5 protein-coding genes are annotated in these 6,218 nt (G+C 43.6%); 4 read left to right on the forward strand and 1 reads right to left on the reverse strand.

Annotated features, from left to right (window positions below):
* Positions 1-544: 544 nt before the first annotated feature.
* Positions 545-2,614, reverse strand: coding sequence for an ATP-dependent DNA helicase RecG (recG, locus tag RI561_RS11390; RefSeq protein WP_395080367.1), 2,070 nt, complete (start codon positions 2,612-2,614; stop codon positions 545-547).
* Between the two features lie 190 nt (positions 2,615-2,804).
* Here recG and rpsL point away from each other — a divergent pair, with 190 nt between their 5' ends.
* The 4 genes from rpsL to RI561_RS11410 form a co-directional block, all read left to right on the forward strand.
* On the forward strand, positions 2,805-3,179 hold the full coding sequence (gene rpsL / locus RI561_RS11395) for a 30S ribosomal protein S12 (protein ID WP_395080368.1): 375 nt from the start codon (positions 2,805-2,807) through the stop codon (positions 3,177-3,179).
* Between the two features lie 26 nt (positions 3,180-3,205).
* A complete protein-coding gene (rpsG, locus tag RI561_RS11400; RefSeq protein WP_395080369.1) occupies positions 3,206-3,673 on the forward strand; it encodes a 30S ribosomal protein S7 in 468 nt (155 codons plus the stop codon).
* Between the two features lie 23 nt (positions 3,674-3,696).
* Positions 3,697-5,835 (forward strand): elongation factor G, encoded by a 2,139-nt coding sequence (gene fusA, locus RI561_RS11405; RefSeq protein WP_395080370.1) that lies wholly within the window; start codon positions 3,697-3,699, stop codon positions 5,833-5,835.
* Positions 5,836-5,869: 34 nt separating this feature from the next.
* On the forward strand, positions 5,870-6,218 hold a 349-nt coding region (locus tag RI561_RS11410; RefSeq protein ID WP_395080371.1), incomplete at its 3' end, for a GTP-binding protein.

Genomic DNA, 6,218 nt, shown 5'->3' on the forward strand with positions numbered 1-6,218 from the left:
CTATAGAAACAAAGGGGGAAGCAAATTGTAAAAAAGAAGAACTAAATCATGATGTTATCGGAATACCGATTATTATCAGTTAGAATCTTTTAATGTACATTGTAGGATCCTCATAAAAGCCCTCCAAATCCCCCAATTGGAGGACAAAATTTTGATCCTCTTTTTCCTTCTTGACCCTGTAGGGGTCACATATGAATAGCCCGGGGTAATACCGCGTAAGCGGAGCAACCCGGGGATAATTTGTCAAAAAAATAAAACCCAAGGTGAAATGCTTGCCAATGTCTCCGTTGGTTTTCGCAGGGTTGAGGGAAGGTGGTCATTAAAGAGATGGTTGCCCAAGCTTCGATAACCACCAGAGGCTAAATCACCTATCGGGCGAAGCTTTATCCTTTTTCTACGTTCGTTACCCCCGACTACGCTCGCATTCGCTTGGCTTCGTCGAGGGTTATTCATATGTGGCCCCTACAGGGCCTTTTTTATTACGAAACTTGTCCCGGATTACCTGACATCTACAGGAATGACAACTTGGGAGTGGCTTCAAAATTCACCCCAGCCCATAGAATTGCACCTTATCATTGAAGTAGGGGGTAAAGACTTTTTCGAGGGCCTCGTTCTGTGGGGCAGCCAAGCTGGGGTCTTCATCCAAAATTTGATTGGCTTTTTCTTTGGCCTGGGTCAGCAGGAACTGGTCTTCCACAATATCCGCAAACTTAAAATCGGGGAGGCCGCTTTGTTTGGTCCCCAGGAAATCACCCGGCCCGCGGAGTTTGAGATCTGCTTCGGCAATGCGAAATCCATCGGTAGTCTCCTCCATCGTTTTCAACCGAAAGGCTCCGGACTTGCTGACTTTCACATCCGGCATCAGGATACAATAGCTCTGCCGTTCACCCCGGCCAATCCGTCCCCGAAGTTGATGAAGCTGGGAAAGCCCAAATCGCTCGGCATGTTCAATGATCATTATCGAAGCATTCGGAACATCAACGCCCACCTCAATAACCGTAGTTGAAACGAGGATGTGGATTTTATGGTCAATGAACGCTCTCATTACGGCTTCCTTTTCCTCCGTTTTCATTCGGCCATGCAGCAGTCCTATCTTAAACTCAGGAAATCGCTTTTTGAGTTTCTCAAATCCCGCGGTAGCATCTTTCAAGTCCAGTGCCTCAGACTCTTCCACCAACGGATACACCACATACGCCTGTCCGCCGTCTTCCACTTCCTGCCGCACAAAATTCATTACATCTTCTCTCTTTTTATGAGACCTAATAGCCGTTTTGATCGGTTTTCGGCCAGCCGGCAAATCTTTGATTATGGAAACATCCAGGTCAGCATACACCGTCATGGCCAGGGAACGGGGAATGGGGGTAGCACTCATAACCAGCATATGCGGATGGCTGCCCTTATTTAATAAGTCTGCACGCTGCTTCACGCCAAATCGGTGTTGTTCATCAATAACGGCCAAACCGAGGTTATGGAACCGAACCTGATCCTGGATAATAGCATGCGTGCCTACCACAATCTGAGCATTTCCACCTTCCACATCCGTAAGAATATCCGTACGCAGCGCTTTCTTTTGTGAGCCGATGAGCAAACGAATATTGATATCCAATTCTTTCAGGTGATCGCTAAGCGTTCGGTAATGTTGCTCGGCAAGAATTTCAGTAGGGGCCAGGAAGGCGGTTTGATATCCATTATCCAGTGCCATCAGCATAGCCCCGATGGCAACAATTGTTTTTCCTGAACCCACATCTCCCTGAACCAGGCGGTTCATCTGTTTGCCGGAGCGCACATCCGATTTTATTTGAGCCAGCGCAGATTTTTGTCCATCGGTCAATTCAAAGGGAATCAAATCATTAAAAAAAGTTGAAGTGTAGTTTCCCGTTTCAGTAAATAAATGCCCGTTAGCCTTTACTTTTACAGTGAAGTTGATTTTCTCCATACTCAGTTCAAACAAAAAGAGCTCTTCGAACTTAAATCTATCCAACGCATTTTTATGCTCGTTATGATTTTCGGGAAAGTGAATCATCCGGTACGCTTTTTTTCGTTCCGGGAATTTCAATCCTGATAACACGTTTTTGGGAAGGAATTCATCCACCTGAATATCACTCAGAATTTTCTTGATCCAATTTTGAACCATACTGCTGGTGATTCGAACTTTACTCATTCCTTTACTGCTTGGGTAGATAGGAACAATTCGTGAAAAGGAATCCAAATCACCTTCTTCAGCAATTTTATCAACCTCAGGGTGAGCTATAGAAATGCTTTTGCCATATCGTTTGGCCTGTCCAAAAAAGGCAACGGTTTCCCCCTCTTTAAAATACTTGCTAAAATATCCCACTCCGCGAAACCACACTCCCTTCACCTGACCGGTTCCATCATTTATATATACTTCCAGTCTTTTTTTCTTGCCATAACCGGCTGTAGTTATTTCTGTGACTTTCCCCGCCACGGTTACTTCTTCTCCGGAGCCGGGCAGGTGCTTTATTTTTTGAGTGTTGCTTCGGTCAAGATATCTGCGCGGGAAGAAATTGAGTAAATCTTTGGCAGAGTGAATGCCTTCGTTCTGCAGGACTTCAAGTCTTTTAGTGCTTAAATTGGGTAAATCAGAAAGTTTCAACTGATATAAAGTTATATATCGGGCGTACAATAAATAACCGATATTCTGGATTAATAATTGCTATTTGAGGGTGTTTGAAGATTAAATAGAAATTAAAAAAATATTTCCGATAAAAATTTTGCATTCAACCTCTAACGTTCCCTATATTTGCAAGCTCTCGATTCGATGGCAATAACCAAATAGATAAACAGTGCCAACTATACAACAACTCATACGAAAAGGTAGAAAAAGCAAAGTAAGTAAAACAACAGCTCCTGCGTTGGAAAATTGTCCGCAGAAGCGTGGTGTTTGTACTCGCGTTTATACAACAACGCCTAAAAAGCCGAATTCGGCTTTGCGTAAAGTAGCTCGTGTACGGCTGACAAACGGAATTGAAGTTTCGGCTTACATTCCCGGAGAAGGCCACAACTTGCAGGAGCATAGTATTGTACTGATTCGCGGAGGTAAAGTAAAAGATTTACCCGGTGTTCGATACCATATTATACGTGGAACATTAGATACAGCCGGTGTTGAGGGAAGAACTCAAAGCCGAAGTTTGTATGGCACCAAGAAGCCAAAAGGTTAACACTAAGAACTTAAGATTAATCGAGCATGCGTAGAAAAACAGCAGACAAACGAGATGTACAAGCGGATCCAATTTTTGAGGATAAGCTGGTAACTCGGTTCGTAAACAACCTGATGCGAGACGGTAAAAAAAATGTAGCTCGCAAAATTGTATATCAGGCATTTGAAGTTATTGAAGAGAAAACAGGCGAAACCGGAATCGATGTATTCCGAAATGCGCTACAAAATTCAACACCGGTAGTTGAGGTTAAGTCACGCCGGGTAGGTGGTGCAACGTACCAGGTGCCGGTTGAAGTTCGACAAGAGCGAGGAACAGCATTGGGAATGAGATGGCTTATTAAAGCAGCTCGCTCCAGAAATGATAAATCAATGTCAATTCGTCTTTCGAGAGAATTGATTGATGCCTCGAACAATGAAGGTGGTGCAGTTCGCAAAAAAGATGAAACGCACCGCATGGCAGATGCTAATAAAGCTTTTGCTCATTTTAGATTTTAAAGAATATTATTTGAACAGTTATTATGTCTGAAGCAACAAAAACAGATCCAAAAATTTTAGATAAGATCCGGCGGACGCGGAACATCGGTATCATGGCGCATATTGATGCCGGAAAAACAACCGTGACCGAGCGTATCCTTTTTTACACCGGCCGTAGTCACCGTATGGGTGAAGTGCATGATGGCGCTGCTACTATGGACTGGATGGAGCAAGAGCAGGAAAGAGGAATTACAATTCAATCTGCTGCTACGCATTGTATCTGGAAAGATCACCGCATTAACATTATTGATACACCGGGCCACGTTGACTTTACGGTAGAGGTAGAGCGTTCTTTGCGTGTATTGGATGGTGCGGTATTTGTGCTTGATTCAGTAGGAGCTGTTCAGCCACAGTCTGAAACGGTTTGGCGTCAGGCTAACAAATACGAAGTTCCTTGTATGGCCTTCGTAAATAAAATGGATAAAGTTGGCGCTGACTTCTACAATGTTGTAGATGAGCTGGATGAGAAATTAAATGCCAACCCAATCCCAATTCAGATTCCTATTGGAGCTGAAGACAAATTCCAGGGTGTTGTTGATTTAATCAATATGAAAGCCATTATCTGGGATGATGAGTCTTTGGGTGCTAAATATGATGTTTTAGATATACCGGAAGATTTAGCTGATAAGGCTGCTGAATATCGTCAAAAAATGATTGAAGCACTTGCAGATCATGATGATTCTCTGATGGAAAAATACCTGATGGAAGAAGAAATTTCTGAAGAAGAAATAGTTTCTGCTCTTCGTGAGGCTACTATTTCGAAAGATATTACTCCGGTAATGTTAGGTACCGCTCTTAAAAATAAAGGAGTTCAGGTATTACTTGACAGAGTGTTGGATTTCATGCCTAACCCGCTTGATATTCCCCCGGTAAAAGGTATTGACCCGGAAACAGAAGAAGAAGTCAAAAAAGCACCTGATGTAAACGCACCATTTTCTGCACTTGCATTTAAAATTATGACGGACCCTTATGTGGGTAAATTGACGTTCTGTCGGGTTTATTCAGGTCGTTTGGAAAAGGGGTCATATATATTAAACGCCTCTACCGGAAACAGAGAACGTGTTGGGCGTCTGCTTGAAATGCACGCCAACGACAAAAAAGATTTAGATTACATCCAGGCTGGAGATATTGCAGCTATAATTGGAATTAAAGAAGTGCATACCGGGGACACATTATGTGATGTAGATCATCCGGTAGAGCTTGAGCAAATTACATTCCCTGAGCCGGTAATTAAGTTGGCTGTTGAGCCTAAGACCAAAGCGGATGGCGAGAAGCTTTCTACAGGTCTGCAAAAACTTGCCGAAGAAGATCCAACATTCCAGGTTAGAACTGACCATGAAACAGGGCAGACTACAATCGCCGGAATGGGTGAGCTTCACCTTGAAATTATTGTTGACCGATTAAAGCGTGAGTTTAAAGTTGAGGCCAATGTTGGTGCTCCTCAGGTTTCTTATCGTGAAACGATTTCTAAGAAAGTTGATCACCGTGAGATCTACAAGAAGCAGACCGGTGGTCGTGGTAAATTTGCTGACATCTCCTTTGAAATGGGGCCAATTGAAGAATTTGAAGATTATGATGGTAACGAAGACCGTATTACCAGAGAAGATGGATTTATTTTCATAAATGAAGTTGTAGGTGGAAATATTCCACGTGAATTTATTCCATCTGTAATGAAAGGCTTCCAACAGGCATTAAGTGCTGGTATTCAGGCAAACTATGCTGTAGAAAATATTGGATTCCGCCTCTATGACGGTTCTTACCACGATGTTGACTCCGATCAGCTGAGTTTTGAGCTTTGTGCCAAACTTGGTTTCAGAAATGGAGCGCGTAAAGCGGCACCGAAGATTCTCGAGCCGGTTATGAAGGTTGAGATTATCACCCCTGAAGAATATATGGGCGATGTAATTGGTGACTTGAATAGCCGCCGTGGAATTATGCAAAGCATGGATTCTAATAAAGAAGGATCGGTAGTGAAAGCTCACGTACCACTTTCAGAAATGTTCGGTTATTCAACTGATTTAAGATCTCTTACACAGGGTCGTGCAGTATACTCTATGGAGTTCCACGATTATATTGAAGTGCCTGAAACATTGGCTCAAGAGATCATTGAAGATCAATCATAAAAGAAATTAAACACTAAGACTAAACTAAAGTATCATGGCAAAAGAGACCTTTGAACGGAATAAGCCACACGTGAACGTGGGCACGATAGGACACGTAGATCACGGTAAGACCACTTTGACGGCCGCTATTACGACGGTAATGGCGAAGACCTATGGTGGTGTAGCCAAGCAATTTGCAGACATTGACAATGCTCCGGAAGAGCGCGAGCGTGGTATTACCATTGCCACCGCCCACGTGGAGTATGAGACCGATGAGCGCCACTATGCCCACGTAGACTGCCCGGGTCACGCCGACTATGTCAAGAACATGGTGACCGGTGCTGCCCAGATGGACGGTGCGATATTGGTAGTGGCTGCCACCGACGGTCCTATGCCACAGACCC

Origin of the sequence: Gracilimonas sp. (genome assembly GCF_031581265.1) — a bacterium.
GTDB lineage: Bacteria > Bacteroidota > Rhodothermia > Balneolales > Balneolaceae > Gracilimonas.

Coding starts and splice junctions, on each gene's coding strand:
- rpsG (WP_395080369.1), top strand. CDS start 3,206: ATGCGTAGAAAAACAGCAGACAAACGAGATGTACAAGCGGATCCAATT.
- fusA (WP_395080370.1), top strand. CDS start 3,697: ATGTCTGAAGCAACAAAAACAGATCCAAAAATTTTAGATAAGATCCGG.